The sequence below is a fragment of the Lacihabitans sp. CCS-44 genome, assembly GCF_024343735.1.
Taxonomy (GTDB): Bacteria; Bacteroidota; Bacteroidia; order Cytophagales; family Spirosomataceae; genus Leadbetterella.
Map to the genome: position 1 here is coordinate 1 of NZ_RJUE01000015.1, position 21,946 is coordinate 21,946.

At 37.4% G+C, this 21,946-nt stretch carries 15 protein-coding genes and 1 pseudogene; 3 read left to right on the forward strand and 13 right to left on the reverse strand.

Annotated elements, in window-relative coordinates; genetic code table 11:
• Positions 1 to 562 (reverse strand): annotated as a pseudogene (locus EGI26_RS06765) (IS4/IS5 family transposase); the annotation flags it as partial.
• Positions 563 to 837: 275 nt separating this feature from the next.
• On the opposite strand from EGI26_RS06765, the gene EGI26_RS06770 reads away from it, so the two are divergent.
• On the forward strand, positions 838 to 1,929 hold the full coding sequence (locus EGI26_RS06770) for an OmpA family protein (RefSeq protein WP_255077266.1): 1,092 nt from the start codon (positions 838 to 840) through the stop codon (positions 1,927 to 1,929).
• An 83-nt stretch (positions 1,930 to 2,012) separates the two neighbouring features.
• On the opposite strand, the gene EGI26_RS06775 is transcribed toward EGI26_RS06770, so the two are convergent.
• The 9 genes from EGI26_RS06775 to EGI26_RS06815 form a co-directional block, all read right to left on the reverse strand.
• Positions 2,013 to 3,527 carry a glutamate synthase subunit beta gene (locus EGI26_RS06775; RefSeq protein ID WP_255077267.1) on the reverse strand — a complete coding sequence of 505 codons (1,515 nt, stop codon included), beginning with the start codon at positions 3,525 to 3,527 and terminating at the stop codon, positions 2,013 to 2,015.
• A 38-nt stretch (positions 3,528 to 3,565) separates the two neighbouring features.
• Positions 3,566 to 8,113 carry a glutamate synthase large subunit gene (gltB, locus tag EGI26_RS06780; protein ID WP_255077269.1) on the reverse strand — a complete coding sequence of 1,516 codons (4,548 nt, stop codon included), beginning with the start codon at positions 8,111 to 8,113 and terminating at the stop codon, positions 3,566 to 3,568.
• 298 nt (positions 8,114 to 8,411) lie between these two features.
• Positions 8,412 to 9,662 carry a sulfate adenylyltransferase subunit 1 gene (locus EGI26_RS06785; protein ID WP_255077270.1) on the reverse strand — a complete coding sequence of 417 codons (1,251 nt, stop codon included), beginning with the start codon at positions 9,660 to 9,662 and terminating at the stop codon, positions 8,412 to 8,414.
• Between the two features lie 3 nt (positions 9,663 to 9,665).
• Positions 9,666 to 10,568 carry a sulfate adenylyltransferase subunit CysD gene (cysD, locus tag EGI26_RS06790; protein ID WP_255047494.1) on the reverse strand — a complete coding sequence of 301 codons (903 nt, stop codon included), beginning with the start codon at positions 10,566 to 10,568 and terminating at the stop codon, positions 9,666 to 9,668.
• 27 nt (positions 10,569 to 10,595) lie between these two features.
• Entirely contained in the window at positions 10,596 to 11,276 is a 681-nt protein-coding gene (locus EGI26_RS06795) for a phosphoadenylyl-sulfate reductase (protein WP_255077271.1), read from the reverse strand.
• Positions 11,277 to 11,332: 56 nt separating this feature from the next.
• Entirely contained in the window at positions 11,333 to 12,112 is a 780-nt protein-coding gene (gene cobA / locus EGI26_RS06800) for a uroporphyrinogen-III C-methyltransferase (RefSeq protein WP_255077272.1), read from the reverse strand.
• Positions 12,112 to 14,184, reverse strand: a complete 2,073-nt coding sequence (locus tag EGI26_RS06805; protein ID WP_255077273.1) for a nitrite reductase — start codon at positions 14,182 to 14,184, stop codon at positions 12,112 to 12,114. Before EGI26_RS06805 ends, cobA begins: the two co-directional genes overlap by 1 nt.
• A gap of 115 nt (positions 14,185 to 14,299) precedes the next feature.
• The gene (locus tag EGI26_RS06810; RefSeq protein ID WP_255077274.1) at positions 14,300 to 15,205 is read right to left on the reverse strand and encodes a ribonuclease Z; all 906 of its coding nucleotides are present in this window, start codon (positions 15,203 to 15,205) and stop codon (positions 14,300 to 14,302) included.
• Between the two features lie 14 nt (positions 15,206 to 15,219).
• Positions 15,220 to 15,624 (reverse strand): STAS domain-containing protein, encoded by a 405-nt coding sequence (locus tag EGI26_RS06815; RefSeq protein ID WP_255077275.1) that lies wholly within the window; start codon positions 15,622 to 15,624, stop codon positions 15,220 to 15,222.
• 214 nt (positions 15,625 to 15,838) lie between these two features.
• On the opposite strand from EGI26_RS06815, the gene glgB reads away from it, so the two are divergent.
• Positions 15,839 to 17,773, forward strand: a complete 1,935-nt coding sequence (gene glgB / locus EGI26_RS06820) for a 1,4-alpha-glucan branching protein GlgB (protein ID WP_255077277.1) — start codon at positions 15,839 to 15,841, stop codon at positions 17,771 to 17,773.
• 34 nt (positions 17,774 to 17,807) lie between these two features.
• Here glgB and thrC read toward each other — a convergent pair whose 3' ends face one another.
• Positions 17,808 to 19,121 (reverse strand): threonine synthase, encoded by a 1,314-nt coding sequence (thrC, locus tag EGI26_RS06825; RefSeq protein ID WP_255077278.1) that lies wholly within the window; start codon positions 19,119 to 19,121, stop codon positions 17,808 to 17,810.
• A gap of 11 nt (positions 19,122 to 19,132) precedes the next feature.
• Complete coding sequence (gene carA, locus EGI26_RS06830) at positions 19,133 to 20,233, reverse strand: glutamine-hydrolyzing carbamoyl-phosphate synthase small subunit (protein ID WP_255077283.1); 1,101 nt, start codon at positions 20,231 to 20,233, stop codon at positions 19,133 to 19,135.
• Between the two features lie 226 nt (positions 20,234 to 20,459).
• Between carA and EGI26_RS06835 the strand changes: the two genes are divergently transcribed.
• A complete protein-coding gene (locus EGI26_RS06835; RefSeq protein WP_255077284.1) occupies positions 20,460 to 21,287 on the forward strand; it encodes a universal stress protein in 828 nt (275 codons plus the stop codon).
• A 49-nt stretch (positions 21,288 to 21,336) separates the two neighbouring features.
• Here EGI26_RS06835 and EGI26_RS06840 read toward each other — a convergent pair.
• On the reverse strand, positions 21,337 to 21,946 hold a 610-nt coding region (locus EGI26_RS06840; RefSeq protein ID WP_255077286.1), incomplete at its 5' end, for a transposase.

A 21,946-nucleotide genomic window follows, 5' to 3' on the forward strand; every position in this document is an offset into this window, starting at 1 on the left:
CTATTACCTGAGGCAGGGCTTGGTCTTCGCTACTGAATTTGGCCTGCGTAAATACCTCAAAACCCGAAGGAAGTATTCCATCAAATGTCACAGAATATTTTACAGATTTCTTTCCGCTTTTATTATCGAGCCCCTCTTTAAGTTTGCCAGACATCTCACTCACCATGGTGCTGTCTACCCGAATCAAATTGTACTTTAACTGCTCGCTATAAGCATAATAATCTGAAAAAGTAGTGTAGATGAACTCATAGACTTCCTTAAAGTAATGATAGTCAATCTTTGAAAGCCTTTCCGAAATGGAGCTTCTGACAACGGTTTCCCTTTCATCTAAGTCAAACAGTACTTTAAATCCAGAATCGTTAAAAGTATCTTCTAAAGTGCGTTGGCTTAATTTCTCATTGTCTAGAATTCCATAAAGTAGTAGATAGAATACCTTTTTGGCATGCAATACTTTAGTATAATAGTCAACATTCGTATTAGAGGATAGGTGGGTTAATAAAGCCTCTGGTATTAACCCTATCAGTTGGCTTACTGATACCTTGTGGTTCTTGAAATTTGTCATTAGATTTTAAGAAAGCGTAGCCAAAGATACAAATTCATAAGTCTAAGACAACGACAAATCATTAATAACAAAAAATGGCCGGAAGATATTTAATCTTCCGACCATGACTACCTCTTGGGGTGGCTTTTTTTGTAATACATAATGAATTTTACAACTAATAATTTAGTCAAAAAAACATTAGATTTTTTTGATTCTTGAAAGATAATTTTTAGTTTCACAATGAATAATTCAAAAGTGTCTAATTTCTAAATTTAATATTTAAACGATTCACTACAATGTCAAACGCTTTTTGCAGTTTCTCGAAAATAACTTTCAAATCTTTTTTTGCCAAAGAAATCTTAACCCTTTTTCTTATTCTATCAGTAACTGCCACCTTTTCACAAAAAGTGAATATTTCTGGAAGTTTTTGGGATGATAGCAATGGTGTTGACTTAAATTCAACAGTTTATGGATTTGTAGCTGGAGAAAAAGTAAAACTTGGAGAAACAGACAGAAAACAACGTTTCAACTTTGAACTGCCTACATTGGCTGATTCCCTAGTTTTTGAAAGTATCGGCTATAATTCAGTATCGATTCCTGTCAACTTTGTTGGTTCATTCAAAAATCAATCATCAGCAAATTTGAGTATAAATAGCAAAGGTGGGCATGGTCAATTTCAGCAAAAGGACATCTTTGTTTTTTGTAAATCATCAACACAAAAAAAGGGGATGACCTATGGATTATATAATATCAAAAATGATAGTCTGTTCCAGAGTATGGATTTTACCACTATTATCGACCGATTTGGAAGTTTTTCATTCCCTATTGCTCCTAGATATTTTTCAAAAAAGCTAAAAGTGATTGGTAAAATGGTTGACAATGATGTAGTATTGAATATAGATTTAAAAGCTTCTAATGGATTTACTTTTATTGATTTAAACATTTACCCTTCGGAAAAGAAGACAGAAACAGAAGCTGTATTGGCTACAATCAAAGTGGAAAGTTCCAAAGACAGTAAAGTGACTAATTTGAAGGAATTTGAATCATTGCCATATCCAACTTTTGGAAGTCGTAATCTTTATTTTGATCAAAGTAAGTTTGAGCTTAAATCAGAAAATCGACTGATTCTGGATAGTTTGGCCATTTATCTACAGCAAAAAATGAACGCCCGTATAAATGTGTCTGGATATACTGACAATGTTGGCAAAGAAACTTTGAATACGATTCTTGCCAAATATAGAACACAAGTTGTAGCCAATTATTTAAAGAACAAAGGTGTAGCTGCGACCCAAATAGATTTAGATTGGGAGAATCATAATTCTGAATCAAAAAAAGCTACTGAGGAATTAAACAAATTCAGAAAAGTGGTCATTGAAGAAATCAATTGAAGCTAAACATAATTTGTTTTAAGCAACTTAAAACAAAAAAAGCCATCTTCACAGATGGCTTTCGTATTTTCAGATACTAATTCTTAAATTCCTACATAGTCCGCAGTAATCATCGGTACCGCCTTGGCTTCGAGCAATGAATAACCCATGAGGAACTCATCTACTGCTCTTGCGGCTTCTCTTCCTTCTGATATTGCCCAAACCACCAAGGATTGTCCTCTACGCATGTCACCGGCAGCAAAAACCTTTTTAACTGATGTTTGGTAGTTTGTTGCATCCACGTTTCCTCGGTTATCGAGTTTCACCCCCAAATCTTCAATTAAACCACTGGCTTGTGGGTGAAGAAAACCTGCGGCTATCAAAGCCAGTTCGGCTGGATAAATTTTCTCTGATCCTTCTATTTCTTTCATGACCATTCGTCCATTCTCCAAAACCCATTCAATATTCACCAATTTGAGGGCTTTCAAATTTCCGTTTTCGTCACCAATAAACTCTTTAGTATTTACACTCCAAGAACGCTCGCAACCTTCTTCGTGCGAAGTGGAAGTACGAAGCATCATTGGCCATTGCGGCCAAGGGGTGCTTTCGGCACGAGAAGCAGGTGGCATCGGCATGATTTCTATTTGAGAAACCGAAGCAGCTTTGTGTCTGTTTGATGTTCCTACACAGTCTGAACCCGTGTCACCACCACCAATCACAAAAACATTCTTTCCCGTAGCTAATAATTCGCCATTTTGATATACTTTTCCTTGGTGATCTTTTGCCAAGTCAAGTGATTTACCTCTTTCAGTAGCCACCCGTTTGTTTTGTTGGCTCAAGAACTCCATCGCTGGGTATATTCCTTTCAGCTCTCTGCCTTTGATTTCAACATCTCTTGGCACTGTAGAGCCTCCAGTGAGAACTATTGCATCAAATTTCTCCAATAATTTCTCAGCTTTGATATCCACACCGACATTTACGCCTGTTTTGAACTCAATGCCTTCGGCTTGCATCACTTCCAAGCGTCTGTCTATTATGCTTTTATCCAGTTTAAAATCCGGAATACCGTATCTAACCAAACCTCCTATCTGATCGGCTCTTTCGAAAAGCGTAACACTGTGTCCTGCTTTATTTAATTGAGTGGCCGCAGCCATTCCAGCAGGTCCACCACCAATCACAGCCACTGTTTTTCCAGTACGTTTTTTTGGAATTACTGGAACTACCCATCCATTCTCAAAAGCCTTCTCTATGATAGATTTCTCTATGTATTCAATAGCAACAGCTGGCTTGTTGATACCCAACACACATGAGGACTCACATGGAGCAGGACAAATTCTACCAGTAAATTCTGGAAAATTATTGGTTGAAGACAATAACTCATAAGCATATTGCCAGTTGCCATCATATACTGCATCGTTGAACTCAGGTATTATGTTACCCAGCGGACAACCATTGTGACAAAAGGGTATGCCACAGTCCATGCAACGAGCCGCTTGGTCTTTGGTCTGACTTTGATCATAACCGAGTTCTACCTCGTTATAATCGTTTTTTCTTTCGTTTACATCTCTTTTTTGAGATGCTTTTCTTTCAAATTCTAAAAAACCACTTGGTTTTCCCATGATCTAAAAAATATATTAATCTATTTGAAATTCTTTAATTAAGCAGCAACACTTTCTGCCATTCTCTGCATCAAAATTCTCTTATAATCAGTTGGATATACTTTTACAAACTTTGCAATTTCAGTATCCCAATTATCCAAGACAAACTTTGCCACATCGCTATTTGTATTGGCATATTGCTTACCAATCATATCTTTCAACAAGTCATAATCGCTCGATTCTAAACCTTCAAGATTGACCATTTCGGTGTTGCATTTTGAGTCAAAATCGCCTTTGGTGTCATAAATGAAAGCTAAACCACCACTCATACCAGCAGCAAAGTTTTTACCTGTTTCGCCCAAAACAACTACTACACCGCCAGTCATATACTCACAGCCATGGTCACCAATTCCTTCCACAACTACCTTAGCACCCGAATTACGTACACAGAAACGCTCGCCAGCCATACCATTGATATAAGCCTCACCAGAAGTTGCTCCGTAAAACGATACGTTTCCGACAGCCATATTTTCAGAAGGTTTGAAAGTCGCTTTTCTATCCGGAAAAACTACCAATTCAGCTCCACAAAGACCCTTGCCGAAATAATCGTTGGCATCGCCTTCGAGTTCAAACTTGATACCTTTTGTAGAAAACGCTCCAAAAGATTGTCCAGCTGTACCTCTGAATTTATAGCTGATGGTTTCGGCAGGAAGGCCTTCACCATCATAAACTTTCGATATTTCGTTAGAAAGCATCGCTCCTATTGATCTATTGAGGTTATTTACCACATATTCGCCAGTCACTTTCGACTGATTCTTAAGAGCCGACTGTGCGTCCTCTACCAATTTCCAATCCAAAACATTGGCTATACCATGGTCTTGCTCCTCTTGTTTGTAAAGTGCCACTGAATCGTCTGCCTCTTCTTTGTATAGAATTCTAGAAAGGTCAAGGTTCTTGATTTTCCAATGGTCAATATTACTGCGTTTCTCAAGCATTTGCGGCTGACCCACCATTTCGTTGATAGTTCTGAAGCCTAACTCTGCCATGATTTCTCTTACTTCTTGAGCTAAATACTGGAACATATTCACCACATGCTCAGGTTTCCCACTGAATAAGGCTCTTAGTTCTTTATTCTGTGTTGCCACACCTACAGGGCAGGTATTGAGGTGACATTTACGCATCATTATACAGCCTACAGCCACCAATGCGGCTGTAGCTACACCGAATTCTTCTGCACCCAGTAAGGCTGCAATTACTATATCCTTTCCAGTACGAATCTGTCCGTCAGCCTGCACTGTAATTCGTCCTCTAAGTTTGTTTTTTACCAAAGTCTGATGGGTCTCAGCCAAACCAAGCTCCCAAGGTAAGCCCGCATGACGTATTGAAGAAAGAGGCGAAGCACCAGTACCTCCATCATATCCGGCCACCAAAACCACATCGGCATGGGCTTTAGCTACACCTGAAGCCACAGTACCCACACCAGCTTCAGAAACCAATTTAACTGAAATCCTGGCATCTCTGTTGGCATTTTTAAGGTCGTATATCAACTGAGCCAAATCCTCAATAGAGTAAATGTCGTGGTGAGGTGGAGGAGATATTAATCCTACACCCGGTGTAGAATGCCTTACTTTACCAATCCAGTCGTCTACCTTGTGGCCAGGCAATTGTCCACCTTCACCCGGCTTGGCACCTTGGGCCATTTTTATCTGAAGCTCCTTAGCATTGGTAAGGTAATAAGAAGTTACTCCAAATCTACCAGAAGCTACTTGCTTTATACTTGAACTTAAATTATCACCATTTTCTCTTATGGCGTAACGAATTTCGTCTTCGCCACCCTCGCCTGAGTTTGAGCGTCCACCTATTCTGTTCATGGCTATTGCCAAAGTGGTGTGTGCCTCCCACGAGATAGATCCAAATGACATGGCACCTGTGGCAAATCTCTTTAAAATATTTTCTACCGGTTCTACTTCATCTATTGAAATAGGATTGGCATTTTTGAAAGTCAAAAGACCACGCAAAGTCATCGCTTGCTCAGTCTGATCATTCATTATTTTAGAATATTTTTTAAATATCTCATAGCCCTTGTCTTGGTCTTTTTCTGCCACTCTCGCCGACTGCTGAAGCAAGTGAATGGTTTCTGGATTGAAAAGGTGTTTTTCTCCCCTTTGTTTCCATTGATACACCCCTCCTACTTCGAGCCTCTTCACGCTTTGAACCGAAACTTTAGGGAAAGCAATGGTGTGACGAATGAGGCATTCTTTGGCGATTTCTTCCAAGCCCAAACCTTCAATTCTCGAAACAGTACCTGTAAAGAACCTATCCACAACTGATCTGTTCAAACCAATACATTCGAAAATCTGTGCTCCTCTGTAAGACTGCAAAGTAGAGATTCCCATTTTAGAGAAAATCTTAAGCAATTCTTTATCAACAGCTTTAGTATAGTTTTTATATAATTGTTCGTCAGTAAATTCACCATCAATCATACCTTTTCTGTTCATTTCAGAAATAGTCTCAAAGGCGATATATGGACAAATACCCGACGCCCCATAACCAATTAGCGTAGCAAAATGGTGCGTTTCCCAGATATCGCCTGATTCTACCAATATACCCACTTTGCCTCTGATGCCTTCTCTTATCAAATAATGATGAACAGCCGCAACTGCCAACAAAGAAGGAATTGGGGCATGGTCTGAATCTATTGCTCTATCTGATAAAATGATAATCTCGAAACCATCATTTATCGCGTCTTCGGCATACCTACAGATTCTTTCCAATGCAAATTCCAATGATTTGGCTGGATTTACAGAGTCAACATTAAAATAGGTATTAATTGTTTTAGCCTGAAATCCTTCATAATCCACAAAACGGAGTTTGTCGAATTGTTTGATGGTCAAAACGGGCTGCTCCAACTGTACTTGACGACAGTGTTTTGGAGATTCTGTAAGAATATTATCAGCAGCACCCACAAAAGAAATCAAAGACATAATAGAACGCTCTCTGATAGAATCTATCGGTGGGTTGGTTACTTGAGCAAATAGTTGCTTGAAGTAATATGAAATGTGCTGACTTTGGTTAGAAAGTACGGCCAAAGGAGAGTCAATCCCCATAGAACCAATGGCTTCTGCTCCAGAAGCGGCCATTGGAGCCAATATCATTCTTAAATCCTCAGAGGTATAACCACTAGCCAATTGGCGTTTTAGAAGTGATTTTTCGTCATATTTGGTATATGGACGAATCGAGTCAGGTAATTCAGAGATTTTTATTTTGTGTTCGTCTAGCCATTCTTGATAAGGCTGTCTTGAACAAATATCGGCTTTCAGTTCTTCATCAGGAATAATTCGGCCTTGCTCCATGTCCACAACGAACATTTTGCCTGGCTGCAAACGGCCTTTTGAAATGACTTTCGACTGATCCACATCCAAAACTCCTGCCTCAGAAGCCATGATTACAGTATCATCATTCAAAACCCAATATCTCGAAGGACGAAGTCCGTTCCTGTCCAAAGTAGCCCCTACTATCTTACCATCTGTAAATGAGATAGAAGCAGGACCATCCCAAGGCTCCATTATACTCGAATGGTACTCATAGAATGCTTTTCTTACTGGATCCATGTGTTCGTTGCCATCCCAGGCTTCTGGTATTAGCATCATCATCACATGTGGCAATGAACGTCCTGAAAGATATAGTAACTCTATAGCGTTGTCCAGCTGAGCTGAGTCGGAATTTCCTTTATCACAAATAGGCAAAATCATCTGCATTTCTTTTTCAGAGAAAAACTCAGAATAAAATGTTGATTCTGCGGCTCTTATCCAGTTCACATTACCTTTTACAGTATTGATTTCGCCATTGTGGGCGATATAACGGAATGGCTGAGCCAATTTCCACGAAGGAAAAGTATTGGTAGAAAATCTTGAGTGAACGATGGCAAATGCCGAAACTACGTCAGGATTTTTAAGGTCTGGAAAATAATATTTTAACTGATCTGTAGTCAACTGACCTTTGTATGAAACCGTGCTAGAAGACAATGAGCTAAAATAAAACTGCTCTTTTGTGCCATCTACAGACTCAAGTATTAGCTTAGTGGCGTATTGCCTAAAAACGTAAAGTTTTCTTTCAAATGTTATATTGTCTTGTAAAGGATCTATTTTAGAAATAAATAATTGCTCCACCCAAGGTTCAACAGAGCCTGATCCTTCACCTAAAGTTTCGTTTTGAGTAGGTACTTTTCTATAACCCAATAGTTCGAATCCAAGACTCGTGATTTTACGATTCAAAATCTCCTTACACTCATCTCTTTGTGTTTCATCGCTTGGAAAGAAAATCATTCCTAAGCCATAATCTCCCAAAGGCGGAAGTCTGAAGCCAAGATTTAAGCACTCTCCGTATAAAAATTCATGGGGAATTTGTAGCAAAATACCTGCTCCATCACCTGTGTTTGGATCACAACCACAAGCACCACGGTGATCCATACGCTCAAGCATGTGGATAGCGTCAGCTACTATTTGGTGCGATTTTCTCCCCTTGAGGTGAGCCCTAAATCCGATACCGCAGGCATCGTGTTCAAACTCGGGTAGGTAAAGACCTTGATTTTGATCGATTTGAGTCATTTTCTAATAAATAGTTTTTTATATTGTACTCTAATTTCAGTCTGATTGTTTCGAATATTTTACGAAAAATCTCTAAAAATAAAAGCTATTGAAAAGCAGAAAATAAAGTATTTTATTAAACCTGCAATGCAATTTAATAATTTATTGAAAGGTCAAATGCACAATTTGCCAAATTTTATGAATGCCAAATTAATTTGTAATTATATTAATAAATTGTATTGAAATTATACAATTTGACATAAAAAAAGGCGACAGAAACTGTCGCCATTCTTTATTAACCCCTATATACCCCTATATATTATTTTACAAACCCTACTCCTACCGTGTTGTTATTAAATTCATCTATAATTATGAAAGCTCCGTTGCCCGGATTTGCTTCAAAATTGTCAGCAAAAATAGCCCCACCTAGCTTGAATGATACCTCACCGATCTGGTTAAGCTTTAATTCATCCACATTTTCTGACTCCTCAAAAGTGGAAATCTCTAAACGTGTATCAATAGAGGAAACTTTGGCTTTTACACGATTAATGCCATGTTGCACCAAATATGCCTTCCCAACTTTCATGGGTTCGGTGTCCATCCAGCAAATTTTGGCATTAACTTGCTTCTTAAGCTCTGGTTGTTCTCCGATTTTTACCAACATATTGCCTCGGCTTATGTCAATATTGTCTTCCAGCGTAATCACAACAGATTCATTTTGGTGAGCAGAATCCAAAGAATCCGTATGTTTCAAAATCTCTTTAACTTTGCTAATTTGTTGGCTCGGCAAGGCTGTCACCATATCGCCTTTATTGATTTGACCAGAGGCAATTTTGCCCGCATATCCTCTAAAATCGTGATATTCTTCTGATTTAGGGCGAATAACGTGCTGTACAGGAAATCTAAATGGCAAAACAGCAGAATCGATATTTTCTGGAGCAACAGCTTCTAAAATGCCCAATAAAGATTCACCTGAATACCAAGACATTTTTTCAGATTTGGCCACAATATTCTCTCCATAAAGCGACGAAATAGGAATAAAAGTAATATTCTGATTAGGTTTTCTTAGCTTGTCTGACAATTCAAAGAAGTCCTTTTTTATTTCTTCATAGCGATTTTCATCATAATCCACCAAGTCCATTTTATTTACAGCCACCACTACATTTTTGATTTCTAAAAGCGAAGAAATATAAAAATGTCTTCTGGTTTGCTCTCCTACTCCATTGCGAGCATCTATCAAAATAATAGAAACCGACGCATTCGATGCACCCGTAACCATGTTACGTGTATATTCAAAATGCCCTGGCGTATCGGCGATGATGTATTTACGTGTGGGCGTATTGAAATAAATATGAGCCACGTCAATGGTTATACCTTGCTCACGCTCAGCTATTAAGCCATCTGTCAGTAAAGATAAATCCACAAAATCTAATCCTTTTCTTTGGCTTGCGGCTTTCAAGGCCTCTATTTTATCTTTGGTAATCGACTGAGTTTCAAACAACAACCTACCTATCAAAGTGCTTTTTCCGTCATCAACAGATCCAGCCGTTGCAATTCTTAATATATCCATTATTTAAAAATATCCTTGTTGTTTACGTTTTTCCATGGCGGCCTCTGAGCGTTTGTCGTCTATCCTCGCTCCTCTTTCAGAAATCTCCGCCTCCAAAATCTCTTCTATAATTGTATCAATATTGTCAGCAGTAGACGAAACCGCCGCTGTACAAGTCATGTCGCCTACCGTTCTAAACCTCACAATCGTCTTGTAAGGCACTTCGTCTTCTGATTTGTTGATAAACTCAGAATCTGACCAAATCATGCCGTCTCTATCAAAAACCTCACGTTCGTGAGCGAAATAAATGGATGGAATCTCTAAATTTTCGGCTTTTATATAATTCCAAACGTCCAACTCTGTCCAGTTTGAGATTGGAAATACTCTTACGTTTTCTCCTAAATCTATCTTGCCATTGAGCATGTCAAAAAGCTCGGGACGTTGCTTTTTGGCATCCCACTCACCAAAATCGTTTCTTACAGAAAATATTCTTTCTTTGGCTCTGGCTTTTTCTTCATCTCTTCTGGCTCCGCCAATACACGCGTCAAACTTGAATTCTTCAATGGTATCCAACAAAGTAACTGTTTGGAGAGCGTTTCTACTGGCATATTTACCCGTTTCTTCTTTTACTTTTCCAGCTTTTATAGAGTCTTCTACGTTTCTGATGATTAGCTCCACACCTAATTCAGCAGCCAGTTTGTCCCTAAAATCAGTAGTTTCTGGAAAATTGTGGCCTGTATCCACATGTACCAACGGAAAAGGAATTTTGCCTGGAAAAAATGCTTTCTGGGCCAATCTTACCAATGTTATGGAGTCTTTACCTCCTGAAAAAAGTATCGCTGGCTTTTCAAATTGTGCGGCCACTTCTCTCAAAATAAAGATGGCCTCGTCTTCTAAAGCTCTCGGAAATTGTTTATTTATATTCATTCTTATGTATCAAAAAAACTAAATCAATTATTTTACAGCGTGTAATCCACACTCTTTTTGGGACTCTTCCCACCACCAGCGACCTGCTCTTGGATGCTCACCAGGTTCAATTGCTCTCGTACAAGGCTGACATCCTATACTCACGAATCCTTTTTTGTGAAGTGAGTTTTGAGGAACATTGTTATCTTTCAAATAAGCTTCCATTTGTTCAAATGTCCAATGCACCAATGGATTAAATTTATTGATTTGATTGGCTGCATCATACTCCCAAATGGCCATAGAACTGCGATTGTCTGATTGTTCTGACCTTAAACCCGTAATCCATACCTCATTTCCTTTTATGGCTCTTTTTAAACCTACAATCTTGCGAATACCACAACATTCTTTGCGGTTATCCACTGACTCATAAAAAGAATTAAATCCCTTATTTTCAACCAATTGCTCTACCTGTTGCGTATCTGGAAAATAGGTTTTGAAAGAAGTTTTATAACGAGCTTTGGTTCTATCCATCAACTCGTAAGTCTCTGGAAACAATCGACCTGTATCAAGCGTAAAAACCTGAATATTCAGGCCATTCTTAAAAATCGCATCAGTAATAACTTGATCTTCCTGCCCGAATGAGGTTGAGAAAACCACTTTGTTTGGGTATTTTTCACTTACCAATCGCAAGGAATCCACTAAATCCAAATTTTCTAACTCTTCAATCATAATCACTACGATATGTTACAAGAAAATAAACCACAAATTTAGTGGTTTAGCTTCACTTATTTTATTTGTTCTACTTCTAAATATTGCTTCTCGATATTTGAAAAGCTAAGAGCGTGATAATCTACCACTTCACCAATTATTATGATGGCTGGATTGGTCAAATTATTTTCTTCTGCCATCTTCACCAATTCCGAAACTTTACCAACAGCCATTTTCTCTTTGCTGGTACTGGCATTTTGAATAATGCAAACCGGTATTTCGCTCCGTTTGGCTGATGAATACTTTTCAGCAATATAACTGAGCTTAGACATGGCCATCAACAGTACTACTGTAGAATTAGACTGAACGGCCAAATCAAGATCAGAAGCAAATTTTTTATCTGATTTATGACCTGTAATTACCCAAAATCCATCACTTACTCGTCTGTCCGTCAACGGAATCATGTGATTTCCGCCTGAAAAAACCGAAGAAATACCAGGAATGTAAGTAGCATCAATGCCTCTATTTTTTGCAAATTCTATTTCTTCTATTCCTCTTCCAAAAACAAAAGGATCGCCACCTTTAAGTCTCACCACATGGCCTTTTTCAAAAGCTTTTTCTACAATCAAAAAATTAATTCCATCTTGCGTAATACCTTTTTGATGTCCTCTTTTACCTACATATATTTTTTCGCACAGCGGATGACAATACTCCAAGAGTTCGTCATTGGCCAGTGCATCATATAGCACCACATCGGCATTTCTGAGGGCATTTATAGCCTTCAAGGTTATGAGCTCGGGATCGCCCGGGCCTGCTCCCACCAATGTGAGTTTGGGTATTTTGTTTACCGAAAACATTAAGCTACTACTGTGTTTTTCAAGTTTTCTTCTCTTTTCTTTTTTGTCTCCGCACAAAAAGTCACCGCATCACGGATATATTCTATCGCAAATTCCTTACTTGGATTCTCTTTGTTTATTCTCAAAATACTTTCAGAAAAACCCTCATCGAAGTTTTTGGTAAACTCAGAAATGACCTTCATCTGCGTGCTACAATTTACATCGATATCCAAAAGCATGGCTTTGGCAGCATTTACTTGAGCACTGTAAGCTAGATAAATTGCGTCGGCCCATTTTTCGCTTTCAAATGCACCTTTGGCATCTGCCAATTTCTCGTCAGCTTCCACAAAAAGAATAGCCACTAAATCTACCATCACGGCTGCACATTCGCCTACACCAATTGCAGTTTCGAAAGCCACTTCTTGTCCCCAGTCTATAAAATCAGACTGAACCAAAGCCTCTAAACTCGCCAAAGGCTTGAGCAGTTCATAAAAATAGTTTTTGCCTTTTCTATCAAAATAATTATTGAAATATTCTCCTTCGAGTCCATTCTCTTGAAAATCAGCGAAAATGTATCTCAATACTTGCGGACCTCTTTTTGAAGGAACTTTAATGACTTTTTCAGCAGCTCTGCCAAATCCGTCACCCGATGAACCACCACCCAGCAATACTTGCAAAGCAGGAAGCACATTTTTGTTGGCATCTTTCAAAGAGCTACCGTGAAATCCGATATTGGCCAGTCCATGCTGACCACATGAATTCATACAGCCCGATATTTTTATCTTAAAATCATTGTTCTTTACCAAATCAGGAAATTCTTGGTCAATCACTTTCTCTAACTCATAAGTGATGCTAACGCTATCAGAAATGGCCAAATTACAAGTATCAGTACCCGGACAAGCCGTAATATTTGCAACGCTATTCGCCCCGAAAGCAGCCAATCCTTCAGAATCAAGGGCATTATATACATAAGCCAGGTTTTCCGCAGGAACGTTTCTCAGGAAAAGACCTTGGTTGATCGTTACTCTGATGTCGTCACCAACGAACCCGTTTAATTTCTCAATCAAACTCCTTGAAACTACACTTGAAATATTTCCTAGTGGAATTCTTACAAATACACCGAATTTGCCTTTTTGCTTTTGTTCAAATGTGTTGGTAGTTTTCCAAATTTCAAATTTTTGAGTGTCCGAAACTGTATCCGTTTTTACTTGAACTTCCTCGTTCAATTCAAAACGTTCCGTATTTATTTCATAAGATTTATTCTTTATCGCTAATCTTTCGGCATCTACCAATTCCATAAAAGCCTCAAAACCAATTTTCTGTAAAAGAAACTTCATTCTTGCCTTACTTCTTGAATTACGCTCCCCATGGCGATCAAAAACTCTCAAAACTGCTTCTGCGAATGGTATAAGTTGGTCTTCTGGCAAAAACTCATAAGCTAAGTCTGCCATTCTAGGCTGAGCACCTAGTCCGCCACCAACTACAACCTTAAAGCCTCTTTTTCCGTCTTTTATTTTTGGCAAAAATCCCATGTCATGAATAAATGCCAAAGCTGTATCTTCGTCTGTGTTAGAGAAAGAAATTTTAATTTTTCTTCCCATTTCCTGGCAAATAGGATTTCTCAACAAATACTCAAACAATGTATGTGCGTATGGAGTAATATCAAAAGGCTCGTTTGGATCAATTCCTGCAGTTACAGATGCTGTAATATTTCTAACGGTATTTCCACAAGCTTCACGCAGTGTAACATTGTCTTGTTCCAATTCATGCCAAAGTTCTGGAGTGCGGTCAAGGCTTACAAAGTGAATCTGAATATCCTGACGCGTGGTTAAGTGTAAATTCCCCGTAGAATATTTGTCTGAAATATCAGAAATCCTTTTCCACTGTCTAAAGGTCATTTTGCCATAAGGCAGCTTAATCCTTACCATTTGTACTCCCTGCTGACGCTGACCGTAAACTCCCCTAGCCAATCGCAAGCTCCTAAATTTATCCTCATGAATAGTTCCTTCACGAAACATCCTGATTTTCTTTTCCAAATCTATGATATCTTGCTCCACTACGGGGTTCTCTAACTCTGTTCTGAAACTCTGCATGCTACGATTCCAATTATTTTTCTCAAAGTTATTTATTATCCTACTAAACTCATAGGGTTTGTATGTTAAAAACTCCAGAAATTAAAAAATAGATTAAAAATATTATATGATTTAATTAAATAATGAAATTTTCGCCCTCTTGAGCCAGAAAAGAATCTTCAAAAACTGTTTTGGCTTCTACCAAAAAATGCTCGGAGGTTTTGTAACGAGAAGAGAAATGTCCAATAATTAAACGCTTGGCATTGGAGGTTTTGGCAATGGTAGCCGCTTCTATGGCAGTAGAGTGAAAAGTAAATTTTGCCCTTTCAGCCTGTTCCTCCAAAAAGGTGGATTCGTGATAAAGTAAGTCTGCATTTTTTATGTAATCTACAATGGATTCATCAAAAATAGTGTCGGAGCAGTAAGCCAACTGTTTCTCATGACTGCCTTCTATGGTATAATCTGCATTTTTATAGGTTTTGCCTGAAAGTTCGTCTTGAACATCCATACCCTCTTTAAGCATTTTGAAAAACGTCACTGGGAAATTCTCAGGAAGTTTTTCAGCAAGTATTTTACGTTTACTAGATTTCTTTGTTACCAAAAAACCAGTGCAATCTATCCTATGTTTTAGTGGAAAAGTATTGATTTTCAAGCAATCATTATTCAAAATCTCATCAAAAGTATTCGGATTTGTTACATGAAATTGCAACTTGAAGTTAAGTATTGAACCCGAATATTTGAGTTGCTGATAAATGATTTCATCTAATCCTTGAGGGCCGAAAATATCCAGCTGTTCAGTCCTACGTTGCATGTTCAACGAGCTCAATAAACCAATAAGTCCAAAGTAGTGATCGCCATGTAGATGGCTGATAAGGATATACCTAAGTCTAGAAACCTTAATTTTGTATTGTAAAAGTCGAAACTGAGTACCTTCTCCGCAATCTATAAGGATTAGAAAATTATCAACAGTTACCACAAATGCTGAGGGGTTACGTTGCAATTGTGGCGTTGCAGATCCAGTACCAAGTATTCTAAATTCCAATATTAAGTGGTTTATTAATAGTCGATTTCACCTTCAGAACCAAACTCTTCATCTTGTTCATCTTTAAAGTCATTTTCAAGTTCGTTCATAAAGACTGCATCGATGGCCTCTTCTTCACTCGGCAATATCAGCAGAAATTCTTCTGTAGCACCCGATATGAAATCAATAACGTCGTTGTTTGTGGAAACTAAAACCAATAATCCCGATTCGTTTTTGCAGATTTTCTGCACCTTGTTCAATAAAGTGATACCCGCAGGGCTGATGGCATCAACTTTAAGCAAATTCAATATGAAATTGATTTTACCTTCAGCAGAGTACATCACTGCTATACTTTTTTCAATTGCGGAGGATACAGTTTCATCAAAACTCGCACCCAATGGTTTAAATACTGCGTATTGTTCGTTTTTTATAATTTCCATTTCTTTCGATATATTTCAGTTCACAAAAATACTTTAATTCATTTATTTCTACTAAAAGATTATTTAAAAGTATTTGGCTTTGAATAAATTTTCAAAAAAACACAATAAATGCTTCTAAAAAACAACTATCTTTCCTTTTTAAAAAAACTTTGAAATTTGTTTTTGAAAAACAAGATATATTTTAAAATATTGTAAGAAAATACATTTAACCTTTATGAGCAAAAAGAAACAACAAAGCCAAGAAAAAGTTGAATTTAAGAATGTTGAACCATTCTCGCTATTAACCGACTTTGACATCGGTCTTTTCAAATCTGGCCGTCATTTTAGACTTTATGAAAAGTTAGGTTCGCATGTTCGTGAAAATCAAGGAGAAACAGGAACATACTTTGCAGTTTGGGCACCCAACGCCCAGACAGTTTCTGTAATTGGTGATTTTAATGGATGGAACAAAGAGAGTCATCAGCTATTTCCTCGTTGGGATGGGTCGGGTATTTGGGAAGGATGGCTTTCAAATATTGGAAACGGAACTGTCTACAAATATTTCATAGATTCAAACATCGGAGGGCAAAAATTAGAAAAAGGTGACCCATTTGCATTACGTTGGGAGGAGTCTCCAAAAACAGCATCTGTTGTCTGGGATACTTGGTACGAATGGCAGGACGATGAATGGATGAAAACCAGAAAAAATGCAAATGCTCTTTCAGCTCCTTGTTCTGTGTACGAAGTTCACGTAGGGTCATGGAAAAGGGACCCAGAAGACAATGACAGAAGACTGACTTATAGGGAGATAGCTGACAGCTTAGTCCCTTATGTAAAAGAAATGGGTTTCACGCACGTGGAGTTTATGCCCATCATGCAGCACCCTTACGAACCTTCGTGGGGATATCAAATAACTGGATATTTTGCGGCAAGTAGCAGATTTGGAACACCTCAAGACTTTATGTATTTGGTAGAGCAACTGCACAAAAATGGTATTGGTGTAATCCTAGACTGGGTTCCTTCCCATTATCCAAATGATGCACATGGAATTTATAGATTTGATGGCTCAGCACTTTACGAACACGAAGATCCGCGTCAAGGATACCATCCAGACTGGAAATCTTATATCTTTAACTATGGAAGATACGAAGTACGATCTTTTTTGATAAGTAACGCATTGTTTTGGCTAGATAGATTCCATGCGGACGGCCTTAGAGTTGACGCAGTAGCATCGATGCTTTATCGTGATTATTCAAGAAACGACGGAGAATGGATACCGAACGTATTTGGAGGAAGAGAAAACTTAGAAGTTATATCATTATTCAAAGAACTAAACGAAGAAATTTATAAATCTTTTCCCGACGTTCAAACTATTGCAGAAGAATCTACCGCATTCCCTGGTGTTTCTCGACCAACTTTTTTGGGAGGCTTAGGTTTTGGCATGAAATGGATGATGGGTTGGATGAACGACACCCTGAGATATTTTGCAAAAGACCCGATGTATAGAAAATGGCACCAAAATGACCTTACTTTCAGTACTGTATATGCATTCTCTGAGAATTTCATGTTGCCACTTTCCCATGATGAGGTTGTGTATGGTAAAAATTCTCTGCTAAATAAAATGCCGGGCGATGAATGGCAAAAATTTGCTAACCTAAGAATTCTATTTTCTTATATGTTTACACATCCTGGCTCTAAATTGCTATTTATGGGCGGTGAATTCGGACAGTCAGAAGAATGGAATTTCTTAAAAAGTCTTGACTGGCATTTACTTAACTATGATAGCCACAAGGGTATAAATCTATTGGTACAAGACCTAAACAAAGTTTACAAAAGCGAACCTGCCTTGTTTGACAAACAGTTTAGCCCTGAAGGTTTCGATTGGTTAGACACGTCTGATACTGAGAATTGTGTTGTTTATTACAGAAGAAAGGGATTGAATGATGAAGTGTTGGTATTGCTCAACTTAAACCCTCTTCCAAAGACCAAATACAGGATTGGTGTTCCAAAAAACAAAACTTACGTAGAAATATTAAACTCGGACGATAGTAAATATTGGGGTTCTGGAATAACGAATGGAAAATTAACAACTGAAGCTATAAAGGCTCACGGATTTGATCAATCTATTGAAATTTCATTGCCTCCATTGGGAGCAGTAATATTAAAATAAAAAAAATAAGGTGGTAGAGAAATTCTTTACCACCTTATATCAAATTCTTATTCAAATAACTTTTAAAATCTTCAAAATCATTGGCCAAAGAAACTGCAACTTTGGTTTTCTCTAACAAAATCGACAATCTTTCTGGAATTTCTGGTGTAAAACCAAGCGTGTCCACCATTTCTGGCAAAAACTTAGCAAAGTGTGCTGTAGACAAGAAAACTCCAATAGAATCTGCATCTGAAGTTTTTTTGAAATAATCTTTTAATGCCGAATATCCAATCGCCGAATGCGGACAAGTCAAATAATTGTATTCCTTAAATAACTCTTTTATCCCGAGTCTAGTTTGGTCATCGTTATAAAAACAACCTACTACATTTCCTTTCATGGTATCTAAACTGTCGCCAGAAAGAGCTTTCATTCGAGGGAAATTACTTGGATTTCCAACATCCATTGCATTTGATATGGTCGATTTAGATGGAGAAATTGGCGTATAAATTCCGCTCTCTAAATACTCAGGCACAACTTTATTGACGTTTGTAGCCGCAATAAAAGTATCAACTGGCATACCCATTTTCATGGCCAAAAGACCAGCAGTTAGATTTCCAAAATTCCCAGACGGAACCGAGAAAATAACTTTTTTGCCGAGCTTCTTTAATGCTGCATAAGCTGCAACATAGTAAAACGATTGCGGAATAAGTCTAGCAATGTTTATAGAATTTGCAGAAGCCAAACTAAATCGCTCTTTCAACTCAGTATCTAAAAATGCTCTTTTAACCAAAGCTTGACAGTCGTCAAATGTTCCATCTATTTCTAGTGCCTTCACATTTTTTCCGAGTGTTGTCAATTGTTTTTCTTGAATATCGCTCACCTTTCCTTTTGGGTAAAGTATGGTAACAGATATATTTTCTTTCTCAAAAAAGCCTTGAGCTACCGCTCCGCCAGTATCTCCAGAAGTGGCTACCAAAATATTGATATTTTGCTCTGATTTTCTCAAAAAATAAGACATAATAGAAGCCATGAACCTCGCTCCAAAGTCTTTAAAAGCCATGGAAGTACCATGAAATAATTCTAGGCAATAAATATTGTCAGTTACCTGTACTACTGGAGCTTCAAAATCGATAGCTTGATTTATTATATTTCTTAAATCATCTGCTGGTACATCATCACCAATCAAACAATTAGAAATTTCAAAAGCAATTTCTTGAAGAGAAAGTTTATCTACATTTTCCCAAAAATTCTTTGCCAATTGCGGAATAAAAGTAGGCATGTAGAGGCCATTATCTGGTGGCAAGCCACGAAAAATTGCTTCTTCAAAACCTACATTTTCACTAATATGATTGGTACTATACAGTTGCATCAAAATCTAGATTAGTTCATCATACTGACAAACTGGTCGAACAAATAATTAGAATCATGAGGCCCTGGTGCTGCTTCAGGGTGATATTGCACCGAGAATGCAGGCTTATTCTTTAATCTAATGCCTTCAATGGTATTATCATTAAGATTAAGGTGCGTTACCTCAACCTCTTCACTTTTAAACGCTTCCTCTGGAATAACCGCAAAACCATGGTTTTGAGAAGTCACTTCACACTTACCTGAAATCAGGTTCTTCACTGGGTGATTCAATCCTCTGTGACCATTGTGCATTTTGTAAGTTCCTATACCTACAGATCTGCTCAACAATTGGTGACCTAGGCATATTCCAAAAAGTGGCTTCTCAGACTTTAGAAGTTCTGTGATAGTCTCCACCGCATAATCCATAGCTCCTGGGTCTCCTGGGCCATTTGAAATAAAATATCCGTCAGCTTTCCAATTCAATATTTCAGCAATATCTGCTTTTGCATTAAATACTTTCACGTAACAATCCCTTTCAACAAAATTCCGAAGAATGTTTCTTTTACATCCGTAATCCATAACGGCCAGTTTGTATTTTGCATCTGGATTACCCAAAAAATAGGACTCCGGAGTACTTACCAAAGAACTGAGTTCCAAACCATCCATCGAAGGACAATCATCCAGAATCTTTTTCAGTTCGATTTCATCTGAAATCTCTGAAGAAATAATACAATTCATTACGCCTGCATTTCTGATATATCTCACAATTTGTCTTGTATCAATATCACAAATACCCACAATTCCATTTTTTTCAAAATATTCTTGAAGTGAGTAATCGGCAGTTGCACGAGAATAGTAATGATCTGCATAAGAATTACAAATCATTCCTTTAATTTTAATGCTATCGGATTCTTCTTCAGTATCCAATTTAACGCCATAATTACCAATATGGGCAGTAGTATTGACAATAATCTGCCCAAAATAAGATGGATCAGTATAGATTTCTTGGTAACCAGTCATACCTGTATTGAAACAGATTTCTCCTGTTGTTGTACCAATTTTACCTAATGCTTTGCCTTTGAAAACGGTGCCATCTTGAAGCATTAAGACGGCGTCTTGGGGAATGAAACTCATTAAAATTATATTTTCCGATTAGATAAGATTATCGGAGTACAAAGTTATATCAAAATTTCAACTTATCTAACAAATATTTCCATATCCATATATATTATGAATAAATTATCATTTTATAAACCTAACGGATATCATTGATTTCAATAAAACAAAAGTATAACTTTGGATTGATTTAAAAGGAAATCGTAAACAGGCCATAAAATTTTAAACTATCCAAAATACAATTATGAAAACTATCGTGGTGGCATTCGGCTTTTCAAATGGATCTATTAATGCATTAAATCATGCCAAAAAAATGGCAAAAGTAATGGATCACAAATTAGTAATTGTTCATTCTTATTCCCCTCCTATTCTTGACCCCAACGTTCCTGTTGGGTTGATAGAGGAAACATTTCGTGACTCTGTGAAGATATTGGAAGAAAAGTTACAAAAAGAAGTAGATTTAGCGAAAAAAGATGGACTAAATGCCGAATATAAATTGGCATTCAGTGACCTAAGCTCTATATTAAATGACATCTGCAATTCTGAAGCTGTTAAATTCGTGGTGGTTGGCAAAACCGGTGAACAGGGATTTATTGAAACGCTAATAGGCAGTACAGCCTCTCATTTAATTGATAACGTGGAAGCACCACTTTTAGTTATTCCTGAAGACTATGAGAGTCCCATCTTAATCAAAATAGGCTACGCTAGCCAGCTAGAATATGATGAGGAAGATTATATAGAAAAGGCCTTGGACTTTGCAAAATTCTCTCCCCATAATTTGGAATTGGTTCATATTCAAGAGTCAGAAGATTTGAACATTTACCCTGATGAACAATTTCTAGAGTCTATTCTGAAAAAATTCGAAAAAGACAAATTGGATATTATTCAAAAGGAAAGTAAGAGTTTTAAAAAAGGAATAAATGAATTCATCGAAGCAGAAGGTATTTCACTACTCATATTGACTACACATAAACGGGGATTATTTCAAGGGATATTGAATCCAAGTAAAACTAAACAGGTTATAAAACATACCAAAATTCCAATTCTTGTATATACATTCAATGAAAAATAGAAAAAGGAGCCAATTGGCTAGTCATGGTCGGAAGAAATTCCGGCCATTTTTATGTTTTAAAGTGTATATTAGGATTTCCACCAGATAAGATTACGATTTCTCTTATCAGCAAGTTTCTGACCTCCATTTTAAACCTTCTTTTTGCGGTTTTATAACTAAGGTTGTTGGTATGCTTATATACAAGTATCAGCATTGCTGCTATTAAAGTCATGTAAAGCATTACTTTTATTCCATTTTCATTTAGTGAAACCAGATGACTTACATTAAGCTCTTGTTTTATAAAGCGAAAAAACACTTCTATGTCCCAACGTTTTTTATAAATATCGGTAATTTCCTTTGCCGTCAAGTCGAAGTTATTGGTGATAAATGCCATTTTATACTCTCGATTGTTTTTACTTTCGGTCATAATTAACCGTAAAGGAGTCTGTACAATTTCCTCTCTATAATGAAGATTTCCTTTCTTATTTTGTATAGGTTTTCCTGTATAAAGGTAGACCTTACTATCTTTTAATAAGGTTAATGACCCTAAGTCACAATCGGTATTCGAGTTTATTAATGACGAAAGCTCTTCGTATTTGCGATTTTCTTTGGCTCTGGCTACGAACTCAATTTTCTTAGAAGAAAACTCGCTCATAGTTTGTGTTGACTGCAATCCTCTG